The 19,870-nt window shown below is 43.0% G+C and carries 14 protein-coding genes; 10 read left to right on the forward strand and 4 right to left on the reverse strand.

Features of this window, described 5'->3' with window-relative positions:
* The first annotated feature begins 36 nt into the window (after positions 1–36).
* Positions 37–948: an isochorismatase gene (locus tag BS333_RS04510; protein WP_021711672.1), complete on the forward strand. Its 912-nt coding sequence runs from the start codon at positions 37–39 to the stop codon at positions 946–948.
* Between the two features lie 13 nt (positions 949–961).
* Positions 962–4,936, forward strand: a complete 3,975-nt coding sequence (locus BS333_RS04515; protein WP_021711671.1) for a non-ribosomal peptide synthetase — start codon at positions 962–964, stop codon at positions 4,934–4,936.
* Positions 4,937–4,963: 27 nt separating this feature from the next.
* On the opposite strand, the gene BS333_RS22015 is transcribed toward BS333_RS04515, so the two are convergent.
* Together BS333_RS22015 and BS333_RS04520 are read right to left on the reverse strand one after the other, a co-directional pair.
* Positions 4,964–5,140 (reverse strand): hypothetical protein, encoded by a 177-nt coding sequence (locus BS333_RS22015; RefSeq protein WP_156007139.1) that lies wholly within the window; start codon positions 5,138–5,140, stop codon positions 4,964–4,966.
* Between the two features lie 21 nt (positions 5,141–5,161).
* Positions 5,162–5,896, reverse strand: coding sequence for a 4'-phosphopantetheinyl transferase family protein (locus BS333_RS04520; RefSeq protein WP_021711670.1), 735 nt, complete (start codon positions 5,894–5,896; stop codon positions 5,162–5,164).
* Between the two features lie 120 nt (positions 5,897–6,016).
* Here BS333_RS04520 and BS333_RS04525 point away from each other — a divergent pair, with 120 nt between their 5' ends.
* Together BS333_RS04525 and BS333_RS04535 are read left to right on the forward strand one after the other, a co-directional pair.
* Positions 6,017–7,963 carry a TonB-dependent receptor domain-containing protein gene (locus tag BS333_RS04525; protein WP_021711669.1) on the forward strand — a complete coding sequence of 649 codons (1,947 nt, stop codon included), beginning with the start codon at positions 6,017–6,019 and terminating at the stop codon, positions 7,961–7,963.
* A gap of 330 nt (positions 7,964–8,293) precedes the next feature.
* On the forward strand, positions 8,294–9,487 hold the full coding sequence (locus BS333_RS04535; protein WP_021711202.1) for a DEAD/DEAH box helicase: 1,194 nt from the start codon (positions 8,294–8,296) through the stop codon (positions 9,485–9,487).
* Between the two features lie 153 nt (positions 9,488–9,640).
* Here the strand turns inward: BS333_RS04535 and BS333_RS04540 are convergent, their stop codons facing one another.
* Together BS333_RS04540 and BS333_RS04545 are read right to left on the reverse strand one after the other, a co-directional pair.
* Complete coding sequence (locus BS333_RS04540) at positions 9,641–10,090, reverse strand: hypothetical protein (RefSeq protein ID WP_021711201.1); 450 nt, start codon at positions 10,088–10,090, stop codon at positions 9,641–9,643.
* A gap of 9 nt (positions 10,091–10,099) precedes the next feature.
* A complete protein-coding gene (locus BS333_RS04545) occupies positions 10,100–11,776 on the reverse strand; it encodes an LruC domain-containing protein (RefSeq protein WP_021711200.1) in 1,677 nt (558 codons plus the stop codon).
* A 531-nt stretch (positions 11,777–12,307) separates the two neighbouring features.
* Between BS333_RS04545 and BS333_RS04555 the strand changes: the two genes are divergently transcribed.
* From BS333_RS04555 to clpX, 6 genes are all read left to right on the forward strand, one after another.
* Positions 12,308–12,970, forward strand: coding sequence for a potassium channel family protein (locus tag BS333_RS04555; RefSeq protein ID WP_021711198.1), 663 nt, complete (start codon positions 12,308–12,310; stop codon positions 12,968–12,970).
* A complete protein-coding gene (locus BS333_RS04560) occupies positions 12,967–14,334 on the forward strand; it encodes a TrkH family potassium uptake protein (RefSeq protein WP_021711197.1) in 1,368 nt (455 codons plus the stop codon). Before BS333_RS04555 ends, BS333_RS04560 begins: the two co-directional genes overlap by 4 nt.
* A gap of 94 nt (positions 14,335–14,428) precedes the next feature.
* Positions 14,429–15,898, forward strand: a complete 1,470-nt coding sequence (locus tag BS333_RS04565; RefSeq protein WP_021711196.1) for a protein adenylyltransferase SelO — start codon at positions 14,429–14,431, stop codon at positions 15,896–15,898.
* A 522-nt stretch (positions 15,899–16,420) separates the two neighbouring features.
* The gene (gene tig, locus BS333_RS04570) at positions 16,421–17,728 is read left to right on the forward strand and encodes a trigger factor (RefSeq protein WP_021711195.1); all 1,308 of its coding nucleotides are present in this window, start codon (positions 16,421–16,423) and stop codon (positions 17,726–17,728) included.
* Between the two features lie 104 nt (positions 17,729–17,832).
* Positions 17,833–18,459, forward strand: a complete 627-nt coding sequence (gene clpP / locus BS333_RS04575) for an ATP-dependent Clp endopeptidase proteolytic subunit ClpP (protein ID WP_021711194.1) — start codon at positions 17,833–17,835, stop codon at positions 18,457–18,459.
* Between the two features lie 71 nt (positions 18,460–18,530).
* Positions 18,531–19,811: an ATP-dependent protease ATP-binding subunit ClpX gene (gene clpX / locus BS333_RS04580; protein WP_021711193.1), complete on the forward strand. Its 1,281-nt coding sequence runs from the start codon at positions 18,531–18,533 to the stop codon at positions 19,809–19,811.
* Positions 19,812–19,870: the final 59 nt, after the last annotated feature.

Raw genomic sequence — 19,870 nt, forward strand, 5'->3', positions numbered from 1 at the left:
TGGTCTGTTATTTTTTAAAGCACTCAAGGAAAGATTATGGCTATTCCAACTATTTTTAATTACACGTTACCTAAATCCAGCCCTGAGAATCGTACTAATTGGTATGTGGAACCCAAGCGAGCAGTGCTGCTTATTCACGATATGCAGCAATACTTTCTCGATTATTTCGATGCAGAGAGCGATTTGGTACAAAAACTGATTGCAAACATTCAAACCATCAAACAAGCGTGCGTTGAAGCAGGTATTCCCGTTGTTTATACCGCACAACCGGGCGATCAATGCCCAAAAGAGCGGGCTTTATTGACCGATTTTTGGGGCCCGGGCTTAAAAGCGGAGCATCAAGTTACACGCATTGTTGAGTCACTTGAGCCGACGCAAGATGATTTACTCTTGACGAAGTGGCGTTATAGCGCCTTTCAACGCACATCATTACAAGCGTTTATGCAAGAAGAAAAAAGAGACCAACTTATTATTGTTGGTGTGTATGCACATATTGGTTGCCTTCAAACGGCATCTGAAGCATTTATGAATGATATTCAGGCGTTTATGATAACTAATGCCGTTGCGGACTTTTCATTAGATGAACATGAAATGGCGCTCAATTATGTCGCTGGTCGATGCGGTCATGTGCTCGATAAAGACCAATTTTTGCATCAAGTGACGCAGACAACGAATAGCGACCTTTCTGGTCAACAGCAGTATGTCGCTCCTCGGTCGATATCACAGCTCCAACAACAACTCGCAGCGTTATTGGATGTATCAGTAGAGGAACTGACTCCCCATGATCATTTAACCGATTTTGGCTTGGATTCTATTCGTGTCATGACCTTGCTAAGTCATTGGCAAAAAGAGGGCTTAGACATCCATTTTATGGAGCTGGCGACCCAACCGAATCTGACGGGGTGGTGGCAAGTGATTCAAACTAAGCAAGCGCTACACTCGGCATGATGGGAGAGGTGTTATGTCTGTTGTTCAAACTCAGAATAAAATGTTATTACCTTTGACCGATGCCCAATCTGGTATTTGGTTTGCTCAACATCGTGTTCCAAATAGTCCTATTTATACTACGGGAGAATATCTTGTTATCTCTGGCGACTTCAATGAGCCTTGTTTTGTTGAAGCGGTGACGGTTGCTATTAACGAAGCGGATACCTTACATGCTCAATTCATTATGTTACGCAACGAGCCACGCTTATATATTGAGCATCAAGCTTGGCAAATTCAAAAGGTGAATATGTCCAAGCAAGACGCACCTCATCAGGCTGCGTTAGATTGGATGAATAAAGCATTAGCAAAGTCGATTGATTTGGAAAAGGGGCCGTTATTTTCGACAGCAATACTCACGCTGTCAGAGCAAGAGCGTATTTGGTTTTTGTCTGCGCATCATATTGTGATTGACGGCTACAGCATGTCTTTACTGATGTCACGTGTCGCACATATTTATAATCGTCTGTTAGCTGGCCAGCAATTTGAAAGCATTAATTATGCTTGCCAGCAAGCCATGCTCGAAGAAGACCAGAAATATAAAGCCTCACAACAATATCAATTCGATCGCGATTTTTATTTACATCATTATGCCCAGATGCCCGAAAGCGTTTCGTTAGCTGGTAAACCTTCAGTTATGGCTGAGCACTTTTTGAGAGTAAAAGGTGAGCTGGGCGTTCAAAGTACAGCTCAACTGTATTGCGCGGCGCAGCATAGTGAGACAACTTGGCCTTGTGTTCTGTTGGCAGCCATTGCCACCTATATACATCGCATGACGAATGCGAAGGAAGTGGTGCTAGGTGTGCCACTGATGGGGAGATTAGGTTCTGTCGCCATTCAAACGCCAGCGATGCGGGTCAATATATTGCCAGTAAGAGTTCAGTTTGATTCCAATATGGAGACAAGTGATCTGATTCAGCAAGTAAGCCATGAGTTTTCACTTGTTCGACAGCATCAACACTACCGTTATGAGCACTTGCATCGAGAGCTTAACTTAGTCAAAGACAAACGTAATTTGTTTGGTCCGTTGGTTAATATCATGCCTTTTACTCATCAACCTAGATTGGGTGAGGCAACGACGCAGTTACGCAACTTGTCTACAGGGCCCGTTGAAGACCTCTCGGTGTATTGTTATCAATCTGGTGACACCTTGCATCTGGATATGGATGCCAATCCGGAACTTTACTCTGAGTCTGAAGTGCAGCAACATCATCGTCGCTTGAAGCACTTTATGGGCCACTTTTTTACTAGTGCCCAGTCAACCTTACCGAGCAGAATCGCGGATATCGATCTTTTTCTGCCTGGAGAATACGATAAAATCACTCAAACGTGGAATGAGACGTTTCATGATATTCCAGACACGACACTTTCGGCATTAATGGCTCGACAAAGGATCGTAACACCGAATGGAACTGCGCTGATTTTTGACGATGCCAAACTGAGCTACGAACAATTAGGGCGCAAAGTGTACTCTTTGACCCAATGGCTTATCGGACAAGGTATTGAGCTTGGGGATCGCATTGCAGTTTGTGTACCGAGAAGTGAGGAATTGATTGTCGTTCAACAAGCCATTTTGGCTGCTGGAGCGGTTTATGTCCCAATTGACCCTGATTATCCATCAGCTCGCATTCGCTTTATGCTTTCATCTTCAGCACCTAGAAGGGTTTTCACCACGTCAGTTTTGATCAGTAAACTGCCATCAGAAAGTGAATTAACCTTGGTCGATGATGAATTATTGCCTTGGATATATCAAAATGTTGAGCCGCTGCCTCCTCAAGTTACTCCTTTACCCGAATCTCCTGCATATATTATTTATACATCAGGTTCGACGGGGCAGCCCAAAGGTGTCGTGATCAGCCATGATGCGATCGTCAATCGTTTATTGTGGATGCAGGCACAGTATCCAATTGATGCCCATGACCGTGTCTTGCAGAAAACCCCATCTGGATTTGATGTGTCTGTTTGGGAATTCTTTTGGCCAATGATGGTTGGAGCATGTTTGGTTGTGGCTAAGCCTGTTGGGCATAAAGACCCCATTTACTTGCAAGAAGTGATTGAAAAGCATCAAATTACCACTTTGCATTTTGTGCCATCGATGCTGCAATTGTTTGTTCAATACGTAAAAAATCAACAAGAAAATGCTCAACGGGCAGGTGGCCAGCAAGTACATGATCAACACTGTGCCAGTCTGCGTCAGGTCTTTTGTAGTGGTGAAGCCTTACCAAGCGAATTAGTACAAGAGTATTCGACTTACTTTGACGCCCCCCTTGAGAACTTATATGGCCCAACAGAAGCTGCGATTGATGTAACCTACTGGCATTGCCAAGCCAACTCAGCCGAACAGTCGGTACCGATTGGCCGACCAGTCTGGAATACACAAATTTATATTTTGGATGATGAACTTAAGCCTGTTCCTCCGGGCGTGGTTGGTCATTTATACATTGCAGGGCGTCAATTAGCGTTGGGTTACCATGACCAACCTCAACTGACGGCAGAACGCTTTATTGATAATCCTTTTGGTTCGTCAGGGAGCCGGATGTATATGTCAGGAGACCTTGCTCGTTGGCGTTCCGATGGTGCGATTGAATATTGTGGGCGCAGTGATTTTCAGGTCAAGATACGAGGTCTACGGATTGAACTGGAAGAGATCGAGAGTGCGTTGAATCAACACCCTAGTGTCGCGCAATCTGTCGTATTGGCGCAAGAGTATCGCGATAATGACAAACGCTTGGTCGCTTATATTTTACCTACATCCAAGCAGAATACAGACACTCAAGATCTCGTCAACTCTCTTACCAGCTTGTTACCGAGTTATATGATACCAAGTTATTTTGTGTCGCTTGAAACATGGCCATTAACGGCAAACGGTAAATTAGATCGTCAAGCATTGCCTAAGCCAGATTTATCTGAGCAAGTTGGGTCTCAAGGGCCAACTTGCTTAGTTGAGGAAAGATTATGCAAACTATTTGCGGACTTACTTGACCTGCCTAGCGTCGGAGTGACGGATAACTTTTTTGCCTTAGGGGGCCATTCCCTTCTTGCTGCGAAGTTAAGTTCTCAAATCAAAGAATATCTAGGTTATGATCTCCCGCTAGCGACGATTTTTGCTTCACCGACGGTGGCAGGTATGGCTGCTAATTTGGTAGATAATGACAAGGAGCAAGCTTTGAATATTGTCTTACCGTTGCGGAGCCATCAACAAAATCCAGCTCTTTTTTGTGTTCATCCGGCAGGTGGTTTGGCTTGGTGCTATGCCTCATTGACTGCAACCATTCCAGTGAATGTACCGCTGTATGGTATACAAGCGCGTAATTTCTCTAACTCTTCAGCAGCATTGCCCAGAACCATTACGGAAATGGCGCAAGAATATGTTGATGCCATTCGTGAAATTCAGCCAACTGGACCCTATCATCTTGTTGGATGGTCGATTGGAGGGATGCTAGTGCATAGAATGGCAGGCTTGATACAGCAACAAGGACAAGAGGTTGGGTTAGTCGCAATGATGGATGCTTACCCAGCTGAGCAATGGCAACAGATGCACGTTCAAGGCGATGAACAAGCAATGGAAGCGCTGATCAGAATGGCTGGGATAGAATATGATCCAATAGCGCATGCTGATCTCAACCGAACCGAAGTGATTGAAGTTCTGCAAAACGCAGGATCTTCGATGGCCAACTTTAGCTCTGATATTCTCTCTACTGTGGTGGATGTGGTGATCAATAACCGTGAGCTTGCACGAGAGGAAGTTGATTACCAATACTGTGGTGATGTGCTGTTTTTTAATGCGCAAAAGTTACCGCAAGAAAAGGGACTGGACTTTACAGGCTGGGATAAATATAACCATGGAGATTTTAAAGTCATTGATATTGCGTGTTTACATCGAGATATGGTGCGCCCAGATATCCTGCAGCAAATAGGTGAGCATATTCAATCAGAGCTTGCGAGGTTTTAAGCTTTTGCAAAAGATTGGAAGGCTTGTTTAATCCGTCAATTTGACGTTGAGAGTGACGTTTTTGCCACTCTCAATCGCAAGCTTTATCAAGTACCCCCAACCATTATTTGCTAAAAACAGTGGTTGCATAAAGTGGTTGTTGTATAAAACATTGGCAGCAAAAGCCAGTTGCAGGAAAAACCAGCTCGAAAGACTAACTGACATTGGGCTGGCGCTTCGCTGATATTACGTGCAGATCGGGGTATCTGGACATGATGACTGGATAAAAAAGCACAATGAAAACACGTAGTCTTGATTAAAAATATAATAACCTTGAAATTCAAGAGGCGGTAGTTTTGCCAACAGAGAATCTCTGTTGGCGCCAATAAGCTCTACGGTGAATTGGCCTGAGGTATTATCATCTGGTTGCAATGAAATTTGAGCATCTAAAAAATCAAAATAGACCTGCACAAATGGATAAAAGCATTTAAAAACACTCTCTTTAATACTAAACATCAAGGCGCTCGGTAGATGATTGTCTTGATTGAGTACCTGCTGTTCTAAGTGGGTATAGACAACCGACTTTAACTCCTCGGCCAGTGGTACTCTGCGTTCGATATCGATACCGAGACTGGCAATATGATATTTATCAGCGCAAGCCGCCAAACAAAGTTCTTCAGTATGACTGATGCTGCCGGATATGTTTTTGGGGAAAAGAGGCTCTCTGTTACTACCGATCAAAATAGGAGCGTCAATGTAGTTTGGGCGAAGTGTTCTCATTGCTGCACGGGCGGCGTGGCGACCCGCTCTGAATTCGTGTTGACGCTTAGGTACAGCGTTAGCAATTAACACTTCTTCTTGGCTAAAACCGAGCTGTTGATACATCTCTGTTGTGGCTTTAACCAGACAAATCCCTGTCTTTAGCTGGTTTAGGTTTTGTTTTAAGGTACTGAAAATGTGATCAAAATTATTATTTTCCAAGATATTATCTCTAAAAGTCATCGAATGTAACAATTGCTAATGATAATGATTGTCATTTCTCTTTGTTTTTACTAAATTTGAGTCGCTTGATTTATTTATAAAATAGAATAAGGACATTTAGTGAAACTCACAACGCAAAAATCGATGTTTATGCCTAGTGCCATGAGTGGCGCTCTACTGATGATTTGGGCCGGTCAAGTTCTCGCCGAAGAGCAAACCTCACAACAGATGGAACGTATGGTAGTGACGGCTTCTTTAACGGAGCATACCGAGTTAACCGCTCCCGCATCGGTCTCGGTGATCACCGCAGAAGACATTGCAAAAATGCCAGTAAAAGATCTCTCGGAGGCGATTCGAAGTAGCGTTGGAGTCAACATTCTGAGTGGTTCATCCTATGGGCGTAACTCTATTCGTATTCGCGGGCTTGATTCGAAGCATACGCTCATTTTGATTAATGGTCGGCGTATTAACTCTCAAGATGCATTGATTCGTGGTAATAACTTTGATTTATCGAGTGTACCAATGTCGGCGATAGAACGGATTGAAGTCGTTCGTGGCCCAGTCTCCTCTTTGTATGGTTCAGAAGCGATGGGAGGCGTCGTTAATGTTATTTTAAAACCAGCGAGCGATGTTTTATCAGGCTCTGCTGGGCTTGAGTATGAGAATATACTTGAAGGGACAGGGGGAGATGGCGCGAAAGGGCAACTTTATGCCAGTGGTGAATTAACAGAAGGTATAGCAGCGAGTGTGATTATAGAGGGTTCGACACGCGATCCTTGGCAAACAGCAGAAAGCCCCAAATATGATGCGCTAGAAGATAAAGAAACCAAGAATGTCTTTGGTGAACTGAATTGGCAATTGACCCCAGAACAAACATTGATTGCTGACATGATGTACACCAATGATGAACGTGAAGCTGATTGGAAACACCCTTCAAACGTTAATACCCAGACAAATAAGCAGACATCGACCCGTTGGAATTATGGATTAACCCATGAAGGAGCTTGGGATACCGTTGATACCCAAGCGCGTTTGTACGGTGAAGTGATGAACTTGAACGATGCGAGTACCGCATACAAGAATGGGGCGGCAGACGTGAAATTGACCAGTAATACGGTTGATTTTAAGGTATCAGGGTTATGGTCACAAACCCATGAGTGGGTTTTTGGCGGAGAGTACCGGCAATCTGAGCTGAATAATGACCGAGACTTGCTGTCGGGCAGTATCGATAGTTCTCAAGGTGCTGTATTTCTCCAAGGTCAATTCCAGCTTGGTAACTTATCTCTGACTCTAGGCGGCCGAGAAGACTTCCATGAATCATTTGGCAGCCATTTTAGTCCTCGTGCGTATGCGGTTTACACTGTCACTGATGATTTCGTGCTTAAAGGTGGCGCTGGTGGTGGTTTCAATGCCCCGACTCAGCTCCAGAGTAATGAGCAGGTGAGAGTGATCAGTTGTGGTAATGAATGCTGGCTTATGGGAAGCGGTGACCTCAAGCCTGAAACCTCCGTCAGTTATGAGCTTGGTGCGGCCTATGATATTGCATCAATGGGCCTTGGGCTGACTTACTATTATACCGATATTGAAAATAAAATTGCGCAAGATCGTTCGCGTTGGGATACATTGAATGAAATGAAAGTCCATACCTATAAAAATATTGGTAAAGCCGTCATAAAAGGAGTTGAGCTTGAGGGTTGGTTTGATATTAGTGAGGCAATAACGCTTTCTGGTAACTACACGTACACGGACGCTAAAGATAAAAAATCTGGAAAAACTTTGCAGCGGACGCCTGAACATTTAGCCAACTTTGATTTTAACTGGGAAGTGGTTAACTCTGTTACCTTATTTGCTCGGGTTAATTATATTGGTGATCAAGTTGTGAGCGTTAAGAGAAAAGATAAGAGGGTCGATGGTTATACCTTGGCGGGTATTGGTGCGGCCTATGATGATGCACAGTGGAATTTTAAAGTCGGTTTCAGCAACCTGTTTGATGCTGACCTAGGTGAGGATTACGGTTATACAGAAAAGGGACAAAGCATTTACTTTAACGCAACTTATTCATTTTAGTGCCTAGTCCATGTTAATTTTTTTTCCTAAGCAATATTAAGGCGTTTGAAGTTGCATGACTGAGCCATTTTAGATTGCTCAGTCACTCGCCCTTTGGCAGCGTGTCACTGAGCCGACTTCTTGCGTCAGACAACCGTTCTTCTTACAAAAATAAGAAAGAGCCTGCTATTCCGCTTCGTTGTCTTCCTTGAATTCGACTCAGTGACCTCGCTCTGAATCAAGCATCTTGAGGTCACTTGGGTATAGGTATATTCTTGTATGAATAAGGCTCTGTTACCGAGCTTATATTTTGATACACTACGCTCCCATTTCTCTTGTTGAGCCATCTCTATGTTATTTTCTAAACTTGGTCTAAGTTCCCCAATTACCGATGCGGTTAAGGCGTTAGGTTATGAGAAACCAACGTCTATCCAACAGAAAGCAGTGCCCATTGTATTACGAGGCAAAAACCTGATTGCGGCTGCACAGACGGGAACCGGTAAAACAGCCAGTTTTGTATTGCCTATTTTGGAAATGCTCAATCAAACGGAGACCAAGCGCAAAAAACGAGCACGAGCGATCATTTTAACGCCAACGCGTGAATTAGCATTGCAAGTACATCAGAGTATTGAATCGTATGGTAAAAACCTTGCCCTGCGCTCGATGGCGATATTTGGTGGTGTTGACTATGCCCCGCAAAAGCAAGCATTAATCGATGGTGTGGATATTGTCGTAAGTACACCGGGACGATTGATCGATCTGTATGGTCAGCGAGCGATTCACTTTGACGAAGTGGAGATGTTAGTTCTCGATGAAGCAGATAAAATGCTCGACATGGGCTTCATTGATGCGATCGATAAAATCGTTGATCGTATGCCAGAAGATATCCAAAGCTTATTGTTTTCGGCGACTCTCTCAAACCCAGTACGAGATTTGGCTAAAAATGTCATTATTGATCCTGAAGAAATCACGATCACCAAAAACAGTGCTTCAAAAGCCAATATCAAACAGTGGGTCACGACTGTCGATAAAGATATGAAGTCGTCTTTACTCAGCCACTTACTCAACAATAATGATTGGTCACAAGTCTTGGTGTTCATTGAAACCAAACATGGCGCTGCAAAATTAGTCACTCAGCTAGAAAAACGTGGCATTGTCGCTGAAGCGTTTCATAGTGGTCGTAATCAAAGGGTACGACAGGAACTGATTGAAAAGTTTAAGGCTGGCCAGTTGCAATACCTGATTGCAACAGGTGTTGCTGCGAGAGGCATCGATATCAATGGTCTCCCTGTTGTAATTAATTATGATTTGCCTTACCCAGCAGATGAATACGTGCACCGCATCGGACGTACGGGACGTGCTGGGGCCCAAGGAGAAGCGATTTCATTAGTCTCTAAAGATGACTTCAAAAACTTATGTATGATAGAAAGCCGCCTTGGACATTTACTTGAACGTGTTGAGATTGAAGGCTTTTCGCCAAGAAAACCAGTACCTATTTCGATACTAAATTATGTGCCGAAGAATAAAAGAAACCCCCAGTCTTAACTAGGGGCTTTGCTTGAATTTGACAAGCAGAACTTGGGTCGCTTTTACTTGGTTAACATATGTCTTGGTTAACTTATGTCTTTGCTAACTTTGACTAACGTTTGACTTAGCTAATGTCCGTTTTCGATGGCTGCATGCTTTAAAAACGGCGATTTAAAAGGCTATATGGTAGTGCTCACTCGCTTGATTTAACGTTACCGCCCAAGTTCGTTCCGACTCATGGATGCCCATTGGAACCCAATGAATGTAGAGGCTTGGCCAGTTATTATTAACTTCCAGATCAAGGGTCTGACTATGTTCAGGATAAACCGTGGTAACCCTTGCAGTGGGATCTCCAATGATTAAGCCATCTGAGCCGATATGTGCCGCTTGATGGTAAATATGGAATGCTCCTTTTGCTTGCCCATCATAGTCGAACGATAGTGTGATGTTCTTGCTGGAGTTAAATGAAAAGTCCCTCTCCGCAACAATGTCAGAGGTTTGAGCGGGCTTAGAAGGCTGAGGCACTGGCGGCGCACTTCTTCCTGCTGAACTATCCTGTCCTCCACATGCAACAAGCCCAAGTGCAGTAAATACCAGTAATGAAGCTCCTATGAATTTCATTAGTCTCTCCTAAGGATTGGCCTGAATGGTTTTACTACTGTCAGGAGATTGATACCAATTGGTATTCGTTGCACCACTGCTGGTTACCCAAGCTGGGAAGTTAGGATAAGCAAGGCTAATATCAATGTATTCAATAGGATGATCCCAGTTATCACGAATGTTAATCACCCAAGGCATGTTGTTATCTGTTAAGAACCATTCTAATCCATACGAATTATCATCATAAGTATTGAAAAAAGTACCATTCATGATGCTCGTTCCAGGAAACGCTTTGAGGTGAGTTTGCCAGCTCTTTCCTGGTGGCGTTTCGGTAAATGGTCCATGGTGGGTGTGTGGCTTAGCGAATATGAATGGGTCAAAGGGTGCGTAACCAATCAAATTTCTTGAAATTGGTGTATTAAATTCGACAGATAGATCATAAGTTAGTACGTTTGCTGGCTGCTGATCTAAACACTCGACTTGCGTTCGATAATGATGGCAGGTTTCGGTTAGTAAACCTTCTTCATCAAGGTCTGTGATTAAATCTTCTGCAATAATCAATACCACTTCACTACTTGCAGATTGAATGACATCATAACCCACCGCAACGCCATTTTTTGTTACTGTCGCTGAGGCAATTTCTGAGATATGGACATTAGGTAAATGTAGAGCAAAGCCATTAAAGTAGCTGGCTCCCATAGATTGCAGAGTATAAGCAGCGGTAAAACGTTTGACATCACGAGGTTCATTCAACACTTCAGTGATTTGATAGCGCCAAACAACATCATTGAAATCATAGTCTCCAAGCAACGGCCAATTATCTTCATAAGCGATAGTCGAGTAAGTATTAGCAGCTGGGTAAACTGTGGTGATTTCAACGTCAGATATGACTTCATCCAAAGGTTCGAATTTAGTGTCTACCGTTCCAGTGGCATCCACGCCATCAATGGCACTAAATGGGCTGATTTGTACGCCGAAGATAATATCATTGAAGTCATTGTCACTTTGCGGTCGGTAGATCGCTTCAAACCCCATTACGATCATTTCATGTTGTGGGTCGATAAACGCTACGTTGTGGGGCTTGAGTTCTGTAGTAGGTTCTGGATTTAAGTTTGGGTGGGTGTAAAAAGGCACTCCCCAAAAACCCATACTAGCGATGTTGTTGTAAGAACCAAAGAAGCCAAATCCATTTGGAATTAAAAAGAAGGCGATAGTTTGCCCCGGTTGTAATTCAATATTGAGATCAACAGTATCACCAAACACCAGCTCGCCAGTAGGAATCTTCGAGATGTTCGGGAAAATAATAACATGTTCATTTATGTCATTTAATGAATTTGGTGGGTTATTAGTATCGAATACAACATACCCAATTGAGTTTATAAAGCACGCACCTTCAGTGAGGAACGTTACTCTGGCTGTTGCATGAGAAGCGCCATTTAGATCGGCATCTATTGGAATGCTTAAAGATTTGCTAGGGTCAATAAAGCTCACATCAACAGGGCTACCTTCAGGCATTTTTGCATAAAACTTGGTTACAATGTCTTCAGAAATTTCATTGGAAATATTATAGGTGCTGTTTGGTGTGCCCATTGGAGAGTAAGCAGAAGGGTCATCTCCATCAACAAAAGTTAAATCACCTGTGGTTAAGCCGAAAACCATAGGGTGAAATAAATACAGTAATAGTGGAGGTAGCCAACGTGTTTTCATTATTGTCCCTTATGTATGGTTTGTTGATAGCCACAACGTGAACTGACAATTATCCAAAACAATCGCCTTACAAAAACAAGTGTAGATCACGTGGAAGTGTTTGTGAGAAGGTTGTTAATTAATCACGGTGCAAATTAAATATTTTTGTTTGGTAAATATTGCACCTTTGTACCCACACCTATAATGCTAGCAATTTAGATGCCATATAAACTGTATGGTTTTTACTTGATAGAAGGCTTTGCAATAAAAAAAAATGAATTTGAGAAGCAATCTGAGAATATTATTTGGAAAACAAACCGCTCAATAAAAATGATAACCTTTATCTTTAATTTAGCCTCTTTTAGTAACTTGGCTATATCTATTCTAAGCTATACCCGAGTGACCTCAAGATGCTCTTGGTCAAGTATCTATGGGCCACTTGGGTATAAAGAAGTTCCTTACTTATCTCAGTTCAGTGAATGAATTTGCCTTTGAGGCTAGCCAGTTGTGTCGACATGCTGGATGGATTGTGTTTTGTATGAAGAGGTTTCAATGAAAGCGAGTGATAAGCAATTTGCGGTGATTGGTTTAGGGCGTTTTGGCTCTGCAGTGTGTAAAGAACTGCAACAAGCGGGAGCACAGGTTCTTGCTGTGGATATTAATGAAGATAGGGTCAAAGAAGCCGCGGTCTTTGTCAGTCAGGCTGTCGTTGCAAATTGTACTCATGAAGAGACTGTCGCAGAGCTAAAGCTGGATGATTACGATATGGTGATGATCGCGATTGGCTCGGATGTTAACGCCAGTATTTTAGTGACATTAATTACCAAAGAAGCAGGGGTGAAGTCTGTTTGGGTCAAAGCTAATGATCGTTTCCAAGCTCGTGTGTTACAAAAAATTGGGGCTGACCATGTCATTATGCCTGAAAGAGATATGGGCGTTCGCGTTGCAAGAAAAATGCTCGATAAACGAGTTCTTGAGTTTCATCCTTTAGGTAGTGGCTTAGCCATGACAGAGTTTGTTATTGGCTCAAATTGGATGGGAAAAACACTGGGTGAATTAGCGTTATGTAAAGTTGAAGGTGTGCAAGTGCTTGGCTTTAAGCGTGGCCCAGAAATTACTAAAGCACCGGATCTTGGTATTGCCTTGGAAATTGGTGATCTGATTATCGTGGTTGGTCCACAAGATAAATTAGCGAGTAAATTACATTCACTATGAAGCTTTTTCATCAAAAAGGCGTTTTCTACGCACCCGATAACAAAAAAGAAAGGGCCAAAGGCGGTGAGCCTCGGATTATTTTGCTGACGTTTCTCAGCGTGTTAATCCCTTCTGCCGTCTTACTGACTTTACCCATATTCTCTGTCACGGGCTTATCAATAACGGATGCCTTATTTACTGCGACATCAGCAATTAGTGTGACGGGATTAGGTGTGGTTGATACGGGGCAGCATTTTACCTTGGCGGGCAAATTATTACTGATGTGCCTGATGCAAATTGGTGGGTTAGGTCAAATGACCTTGTCAGCGGTTTTACTTTATATGTTCGGCGTGCGCTTAAGTTTGCGTCAGCAAGCGCTTGCAAAAGATGCCCTCGGTCAAGATCGCCAAGTTAACTTACGTCGTCTAGTAAAAAGAATCGTGGTTTTTGCTTTGGTCGCTGAAACCGTTGGCTTTTTAATATTAGCTTTCCGTTGGGTGCCAGAAATGGGTTGGCAAACGGGGCTTTTTTATGCGTTATTTCATGCCATTTCTGCGTTTAATAATGCAGGTTTTGCATTGTTTTCAGATAGCATGATGAGTTTTGTTAATGACCCTTGGGTTATCATGACTCTAGCCGGATTGTTTATTTTTGGTGGGCTTGGTTTCACTGTGATTGGAGATGTTTGGTTAAATTGGCGTCGAGGGTTTCACTTTTTTCATTTACACACCAAAATTATGCTGGTTGCGACGCCGATTCTGTTGGCATCGGGAACATTAATCTTTTGGTTATTGGAAAGGCATAATCCAAGTACATTTGAGCCTTTGTCAGTGTCAGGTCAATGGCTGGCTGCTTTTTTTCAATCCGCCAGTGCTAGAACGGCAGGTTTTAACAGCGTTGATTTAGCGAATTTTACTCAGCCAGCGTTATTGATCATGATTGTTTTGATGTTAATTGGCGCAGGCTCGACCTCGACTGGTGGTGGCATTAAGGTGTCTACTTTTGCTGTGGCTTTTATTGCAACCTGGGCTTTTCTGCGTCAAAAAAAGAATGTCGTTATTTTTAAACGTACGGTTAATTGGCCAACGGTGACAAAATCGCTTGCCATCATTGTGGTCAGTGGCGCGATCCTGACTGGCGCAATGTTTTTGTTAATGTTAACCGAGCAGGCCAAATTTGAAAAAGTGATGTTTGAAACGATTTCGGCTTTTGCAACCGTAGGATTGACGACCGGTTTAACAGCGGAGTTATCTGAACCAGGAAAGTACATCATGATTGTGGTCATGGTTACCGGCCGTATTGGTCCATTAACCTTGGCTTACATGCTTGCGCGCCCTGAACCAACCTTAATAAAATACCCTGAAGACAGTGTTCTAACTGGCTGATTTTAATTGGAGTTATAACCTTACATAATTTATGGCTGAGACTTATCGCTAGAGCCGTATAATTCCAACTAACACTTTATGTTAAGGAATTACTATGCCTGTTTGGAAAGGTGGAACATTTTCATCAAGATTTGGCCAACTGCCGTCTGCATTTTTTACCAATGTTGACCCCCAGCCTCTTGTAAATCAGAGCTGGGAGATTTGGAACAGCGAACTGGCTAAATTGTTTGGGTTACCTTTGATTCCTGATGATGAATTACTGAATGGACTGACTAGGCAGGACGCTAATACCCCCTTCAACCCTTTGGCGATGAAATACGCGGGCCATCAGTTTGGTTCTTACAATCCTGATTTGGGTGATGGCCGGGGGCTCTTACTTGCGGAAATGCAACAGCAAGATGGGACATGGCATGATCTGCATCTTAAAGGAGCTGGCTTAACGCCTTATTCGCGAATGGGTGATGGCCGAGCAGTGCTTCGCTCGACAATACGTGAATACTTGTGCAGTGAGGCGATGGCGGGTCTTGGTATACCGACCACTAGAGCTCTTGGTCTTATTAACAGTGACACCAATGTGTACCGCGAAAAAACAGAGTCTGGGGCACTCTTACTTCGAGTGGCGGAAACACATATTCGTTTTGGTCATTTTGAGCACTTCTTCTACACCAATCAATTCGCTGAGCTCAAGCTTTTGGCCGATCATGTCATTGAATGGTACTTTCCAGATAGTAAACAAAAAGAACAACCTTACTTGGGCATGTTTGAACATATTGTAGAAAAAACGGCAGTTATGATTGCATCTTGGCAAGCTTATGGCTTTGCTCACGGCGTAATGAATACGGATAACATGTCGATCTTAGGCCAAACTTTTGATTATGGTCCATTCGGTTTTCTTGACGATTATGACCCTAGCTATATTTGTAATCACTCAGACTATCAAGGCCGTTATGCTTTCGATCAGCAACCAAGAGTCGCGCTATGGAATTTATCTGCTTTTGCTCATGCCTTATCTCCTTTGATTGAGAAACAAGATCTCGAGCAAGCGTTAAGCCGATTTGAGCCTAGGTTGAGCCAAGAGTTTAGCGCCTTAATGCGGGGGAAACTTGGGTTAAATTGTCGAGTTAAAAACGATAGCCAACTGTTTGGAGCGATGTTTGAGTTACTTCACCAAAATCATACCGACTATACGCGTTTCTTTCGTCAGCTTTCTTGTTTAGATGTTAAGCCCCCACAATCTGTCATTGATTTATTTGTTGACCGAGAGGCTGCAAAAGCTTGGATGGATATGTATTTAGCACGTTGTGAGTTAGAGCAAGACGAAGAAGGCAACCCTGTACTTACTGCACAACGTTGTCAGCAAATGCGTTTAGTAAACCCAAAGTATATCTTGCGCAACTACCTTGCTCAAATCGCGATAGATAAAGCGGAAGAAGGGGATTTTAGCGAAGTACAACGTTTAGCGAACCTCCTCAAATTGCCCTATGACGAACAGGTTGAATTTGAACAATATGCCGATTTACCGCCCGATTGGGGCAAGAAGATGGAGATAAGTTGCTCTTCTTAACTTGTTTGCTATTTCGCTTCGTTTTTTCAGTGAATTCGACTTAGTGCTTTCGTCTTGAATCAAGCATATTGGGGTCATTTGGGGATAAGTAAAACAAGAGCAAGATCTCTTTTTAGCCCTTTGAATAAAAAAAGTCAGCAATTGTCTTGAAATATGCGCAATTGTCCCCATTCTAGATATGCTGATAATCACGAAGCTGTAAAAGGTTCGTTATTTCGTCAATTTTTGAGCAGCTATCTGGGAATTTAGAACAGACAATGTTCATCTGGTGGTGATTGACTCGACAGTTTAGTGTCATACCGCTAGAATATCTCGTCTAAAAATTCTGCTCAGAGACTAATCGGAGACGGCTTTCACTTTGTAGTTGAAGAGGTCGCTGATTAGTCCCATGTTGATATTCAGCATGAGTACTCAATTTTAAATTAGGTGTTCGAACAGAGCACTACACAAGGATGAAGTGTGAACTCAAGCAGTCACACTCATACGCTCGGAATACCGGGCCACTTTAGAGGTTTATATATAATGCAAGTTACTGTTGAAACGCTAGAAGGCCTAGAGCGCCGTCTAAACATTACTGTTCCAGCTGCAAACATTGAAGATGCTGTAACAGCTGAACTACGCAACATCGCTAAAAACCGTCGTTTCGATGGCTTCCGTAAGGGTAAAGTGCCTCTAAAAATGGTTGCTCAAATGTATGGTAAAGCAGTACGTCAAGACGTTCTTGGTGAAGTGATGCAGCGCCACTTCATTGAAGCGATCGTAAAAGAGAAAATTAATCCAGCAGGCGCACCAACTTTTGCTCCTGTTGAGAACAAAGAAGGTTCAGACCTAGTATTTAACGCAACTTTTGAAGTTTACCCAGAAGTTGAGCTTAAAGGTCTAGAAAACATTTCTGTAGAAAAACCAACAACTGAAGTTAATGATGCTGACGTTGAAGAAATGATCGAAACGCTACGTAAACAGCAAGCAACTTGGGCTGAAGTTGAAGAAGCTGCTGAAGCAGGTAAACGCGTAAGCATTGATTTCGTTGGTTCTATCGACGGTGAAGAGTTTGAAGGCGGTAAAGCTGAGAACTTCCCATTAGAAATGGGCGCAGGTCGTATGATCCCTGGTTTCGAAGACGGTATCGAAGGTAAAACTAAAGGTATGGAATTCGAAATCGACGTAAACTTCCCAGAAGATTACCACGCAGAAAACCTAAAAGGTAAAGCAGCTAAGTTTGCTATCAAAGTAAACAAAGTTGAAGCTCGCGAATTACCAGAGCTAAACGAAGAGTTCGTTGCTAAGTTCGGTGTTGCTGAAGGCGGTGTTGAGGCACTTAAAGCTGAAGTTCGTAAGAACATGGAACGCGAACTTAAGCAAGCAATCAAGAACCGCATCAAAGAGCAAGCGATTGAAGGCCTAGTTGAGCAAAACGACATCGTTGTTCCTGCTGCACTTATCGACCAAGAAATCGAAGTTCTTCGTCAACAAGCTTCACAACGCTTCGGTGGTAACCCTGAAGCTGCAGCTCAACTTCCGCGTGAATTGTTCGAAGAGCAAGCAAAACGTCGCGTTGTTGTTGGCCTTCTTCTAGGTGAAGTGATCAAATCTGAAGAGCTAAAAGCTGACGATGAGAAAGTAAAAGCGCTTATCGAAGAAATGGCAACAGCGTACGAAGATCCAACTGAAGTTATTGCTTACTACGAGCAAAACGAGCAGATGATGAACAATATGCGTAATGTTGCGCTTGAAGAGCAAGCAATTGACGCTATCATTGCTAAAGCACAGGTTACTGAAAAGGCAGTTAGCTTTAACGAACTACTGAACCAGCAACAACCAGTAGCTTAATAAGCAATATCTTGCGCAGAAGGTTGACTTAACGTCGACTATTCTGCTAACAATGGTCCGTGTGATAATCGTCATCCGGACCATTTATTTTAGGGACTAAGAATATGAGCTACCAAGAAAAAAATGCAATGTCGCCAATTGTTGACGCACTAGTACCAATGGTGGTGGAACAAACTTCCCGTGGGGAGCGTTCTTACGACATCTATTCACGTTTACTTAAAGAACGAGTCATCTTTCTAACTGGTCAAGTGGAAGACCACATGGCAAACCTTGTCGTGGCTCAACTGCTTTTCCTAGAATCTGAGAACCCAGATAAAGATATTTTCCTCTACATCAACTCACCAGGTGGCAGTGTGACTGCGGGTATGTCTATTTACGACACCATGCAGTTTATTAAACCTAATGTAAGTACAGTATGTATGGGTCAAGCTTGCTCTATGGGGGCATTCCTACTTGCGGGTGGTGCACCAGGCAAGCGTTATGTTCTACCAAACTCACGTGTCATGATCCATCAACCACTTGGTGGGTTCCAAGGTCAAGCTTCTGATATTCAAATTCATGCTCAAGAAATCTTGACTATCAAGCAGAAGCTTAACAAGTTGCTGGCAGAACACTGTGGTCAGCCTCTAGACACGATTGAGCGTGATACTGATCGCGACAACTTTATGTCGGCAGATCAGGCAGTAGAATATGGTATTGTAGATGCAGTGTTGACCCATCGTGGTCAGTAATTTAGCCAGCGCAATTTGGTTAAATTTGATATACACTCATTTATACAGAGTAAAGGCTAAGAGGTTAGCGAATGACAGATAAAAGCAAAGAAAGTGGCAGCGGCAAATTGCTGTATTGCTCTTTCTGCGGCAAAAGTCAGCACGAAGTTCGCAAGCTAATCGCAGGTCCATCAGTTTACATATGCGACGAGTGTGTCGATTTGTGTAACGATATCATTCGAGAAGAAATTAAGGATGTTCTCCCTAAGAAAGAATCTGAAGCGTTACCCGCGCCTAAACAGATCCGTGAACACCTTGATGATTATGTTATTGGACAAGATTACGCGAAAAAAGTGCTCGCTGTTGCGGTATATAACCACTATAAGCGTTTACGCAATGGTGATACAACAAGCGAGGGTGTTGAGTTAGGTAAGAGTAATATCTTACTTATCGGCCCGACAGGTAGTGGTAAAACATTACTTGCCGAAACGCTCGCTCGATTCTTGGATGTGCCATTTACAATGGCAGATGCAACGACACTGACTGAAGCAGGTTACGTTGGTGAAGATGTTGAAAATATCATCCAAAAACTTCTGCAAAAATGTGATTACGACGTGGCGAAGGCTGAACGTGGTATTGTTTACATTGATGAAATCGACAAAATTTCACGTAAAGCAGAAAACCCATCTATCACACGAGATGTATCGGGTGAAGGTGTACAGCAAGCACTGCTCAAGTTAATCGAAGGTACTGTGGCTGCCGTTCCTCCTCAAGGTGGACGTAAGCACCCGCAACAAGAATTCCTCCAAGTGGACACGTCTAAGATCCTGTTCATCTGTGGTGGTGCATTTGCTGGCCTTGATAAAGTGATTGAGCAACGTGTGGCGACAGGCACAGGTATTGGCTTTGGTGCGGAAGTACGCTCTAAGAACGAAACGAAAACTGTCGGTGAACTGTTTAACCAAGTAGAGCCTGAGGATCTCGTGAAATACGGTTTGATACCGGAATTCATTGGTCGTCTTCCTGTTACTACTACGTTGACAGAGCTTGATGAAGAAGCGTTAATCCAGATCTTATGTGAGCCGAAAAACGCTTTGACTAAGCAATATGCGGCTCTATTTGAACTTGAAGGCGCTGAACTTGAGTTTCGTGAAGACGCGCTTCGTGCTATTGCGAAGAAAGCGATGGAGCGTAAAACAGGTGCCCGTGGTCTTCGTTCAATCCTTGAAGGCGTGTTACTAGAAACCATGTATGAATTGCCTTCAGTAACAGATGTGAGCAAAGTGGTTATCGATGAATCAGTGATCAATGGTGAATCTGAACCATTGTTGATTTACAGTAATACAGATAACCAAGCGGCAGTCGCTGAATAAAATTTTTGATATAAAACGAAAAGGAGGTAAGTAATTACCTCCTTTTTTTATTTCTCTTA

The organism is Vibrio azureus, from assembly GCF_002849855.1.
GTDB lineage: Bacteria > Pseudomonadota > Gammaproteobacteria > Enterobacterales > Vibrionaceae > Vibrio > Vibrio azureus.

Excerpts from the sequence above, each read along its gene's own strand:
- BS333_RS04510 (WP_021711672.1), top strand. The coding sequence starts at position 37 with ATGGCTATTCCAACTATTTTTAATTACACGTTACCTAAATCCAGCCCT.
- BS333_RS04515 (WP_021711671.1), top strand. The coding sequence starts at position 962 with ATGTCTGTTGTTCAAACTCAGAATAAAATGTTATTACCTTTGACCGAT.
- BS333_RS22015 (WP_156007139.1), bottom strand. The coding sequence starts at position 5,140 with ATGTCAGTTAGTCTTTCGAGCTGGTTTTTCCTGCAACTGGCTTTTGCT.
- BS333_RS04535 (WP_021711202.1), top strand. The coding sequence starts at position 8,294 with ATGTTATTTTCTAAACTTGGTCTAAGTTCCCCAATTACCGATGCGGTT.
- BS333_RS04540 (WP_021711201.1), bottom strand. The coding sequence starts at position 10,090 with ATGAAATTCATAGGAGCTTCATTACTGGTATTTACTGCACTTGGGCTT.
- BS333_RS04545 (WP_021711200.1), bottom strand. The coding sequence starts at position 11,776 with ATGAAAACACGTTGGCTACCTCCACTATTACTGTATTTATTTCACCCT.
- BS333_RS04555 (WP_021711198.1), top strand. The coding sequence starts at position 12,308 with ATGAAAGCGAGTGATAAGCAATTTGCGGTGATTGGTTTAGGGCGTTTT.
- BS333_RS04560 (WP_021711197.1), top strand. The coding sequence starts at position 12,967 with ATGAAGCTTTTTCATCAAAAAGGCGTTTTCTACGCACCCGATAACAAA.
- BS333_RS04565 (WP_021711196.1), top strand. The coding sequence starts at position 14,429 with ATGCCTGTTTGGAAAGGTGGAACATTTTCATCAAGATTTGGCCAACTG.
- tig (WP_021711195.1), top strand. The coding sequence starts at position 16,421 with ATGCAAGTTACTGTTGAAACGCTAGAAGGCCTAGAGCGCCGTCTAAAC.
- clpP (WP_021711194.1), top strand. The coding sequence starts at position 17,833 with ATGAGCTACCAAGAAAAAAATGCAATGTCGCCAATTGTTGACGCACTA.
- clpX (WP_021711193.1), top strand. The coding sequence starts at position 18,531 with ATGACAGATAAAAGCAAAGAAAGTGGCAGCGGCAAATTGCTGTATTGC.